The following is a 1,269-nucleotide window of genomic DNA, read 5'->3' on the forward strand; positions in this document are numbered from 1 at the left end:
GGCAAAGTCATATGGTCCTAGCAACGCCGGGGTTTTAGGCTGCGTGCAGCAGCTGGTTCAGCCGGTTGGCCGGTGTCTCGAGGTTGAGGGTGGGTCGGGGCCGGCGGTTCAGTTTCGCGGCGACCAGGCGGAGATCCTCCGGGGTGTGGACGGAGAGGTCCGAGCCTTTCTCAAACCAGAACCTCAGGAGCCTGTTGGTGTTCTCGTTTGTCCCGCGCTGCCAGGGCGAGTGGGGGTCGCAGAAGTAGAGCGTGGTCTCGAGAGCGGTTTGGATCCGGGCGTACTCGGCAAGTTCGGTGCCGCGGTCCCAGGTGATCGAGCGGCGCAGGTGATCGGGGAGATTTCCCATCTCCTGGATCATCGCGGCAGCGACAGTCTCAGCGGTGTGGTCCCCGGGAAGATGGAGGAGGATCGTGAACCTGGTCGCGCGTTCCACCAGGGTGCCGATCGCGGTCCCGTCGCAGCCGATGATGAGGTCCCCTTCCCAGTGTCCGGGGACGGCCCGGTCCTGGACTTCGGCGGGGCGTTCACTGATCTTGAACGCCTCCTTGTAGGGGCTGTTCTTGTGCCGGTCCGCGGCGTGGGGGACGCGTTGCTTGCGTTTCAGGCTGAGTTTCCCCGCCAGGTCTGCCCGCAGACTTCCGCGGGTTTGAACGTAGAGGGCCTGGTAGATCGTCTCGTGGCTCACCTGCATAGTCTGATCGTCGGGGAAGTAGAAGGCCAACATCGTCGAGATCAGTTTCGGGCTCCACCCATCATCCATCCACGCCGCGATCAGCCGGCATAGCGCCTCGTCCTCCACGAGCTTCAGCGGTTTGGGCCGGCGCCGGGCCTGATGCGCCCGCGTATGGGCGACCGAGGCGTAATACACCCCGTCCGCGCTGGCGTTACGGTTCACCTCCCGCCAGACCACAGACTTGTCCCGACCAATCGCCGCGCCAATCTCTGCGTAACTAAGCCCACTGCGCCGTCCCATCTGGATCATCCCCCGCTCAGCCAGGTTCAACGCCCGCCCGCCCGGGCCTTCCGCCGTCGGTGCAGGATCCGAAAGACCCCCAACGGCGCCCATGTTCACAGTCATCATCTGGCCAGACTGGGCCCACCAGTTACAGCCGGTCCCATGTGTGGCTCCGACGCGCCGGGAGGCCGCGAGAATCGACATCCCGCCACACACCAGGTCAACGAACTCGGTGCGGGCATTCGGAGGAAACAACTTGACCATAAAACGCTCCATCAATCAGAGCGTTGCTAGGACCATATGACTTTGCC

At 63.9% G+C, this 1,269-nt stretch carries 1 protein-coding gene; it reads right to left on the reverse strand.

The annotated features are described in order from the left end of the window. Positions 1 to 34: 34 nt before the first annotated feature. Positions 35 to 1,222, reverse strand: coding sequence for an IS30 family transposase (locus QMG72_RS17725; protein WP_502934675.1), 1,188 nt, complete (start codon positions 1,220 to 1,222; stop codon positions 35 to 37). Positions 1,223 to 1,269 lie beyond the last annotated feature (47 nt).

Source organism: Pseudarthrobacter sp. PH31-O2 (genome assembly GCF_030063265.1).
Classification (GTDB): domain Bacteria; phylum Actinomycetota; class Actinomycetes; order Actinomycetales; family Micrococcaceae; genus Arthrobacter.